The following is a 393-nucleotide window of genomic DNA, read 5'->3' on the forward strand; positions in this document are numbered from 1 at the left end:
GACCTCCACTTGATAGCCGAAGGAGCGGATGGCCGGTTCGATTAAGTCAAAATGAATCGGCGACATCTGCGGGCAGAGGATGGTGTAGTCCTTCTTCATGTCCTTCGTAAACGTGATGCGGTGGTAGGCGCTGGAAACCACCTTCCGCTCATAGTGCTTCTTATCGCGTACGCGCAGGGCGGCAATGAGAGAGCGGATACGGATTCTGGCGGCCCCCAGGTTGTTGACCTCGTCGATCTTGAGCACTGTATAGATCTTTCCGGAGCCGGTTAAGATATCATTTACCTGGTCCGTGGTGACGGCATCGAGGCCGCATCCGAAGGAGTTTAACTGGATCAAATCCAGGTTATTCTGCGATTTTACGTAGCTTGCGGCGCGGTAGAGTCTGGTATG

Annotated in this window: 1 protein-coding gene; it reads right to left on the reverse strand. The window is 53.7% G+C overall.

What is annotated here, in order from left to right:
• Positions 1–393 (reverse strand): 2-hydroxyacyl-CoA dehydratase (locus NE664_15345; GenBank protein MCQ4728007.1); only part of this gene is annotated, 393 nt, incomplete at both ends.

The sequence above is a fragment of the Anaerotignum faecicola genome (assembly GCA_024460105.1).
Lineage (GTDB): Bacteria > Bacillota > Clostridia > Lachnospirales > Anaerotignaceae > JANFXS01.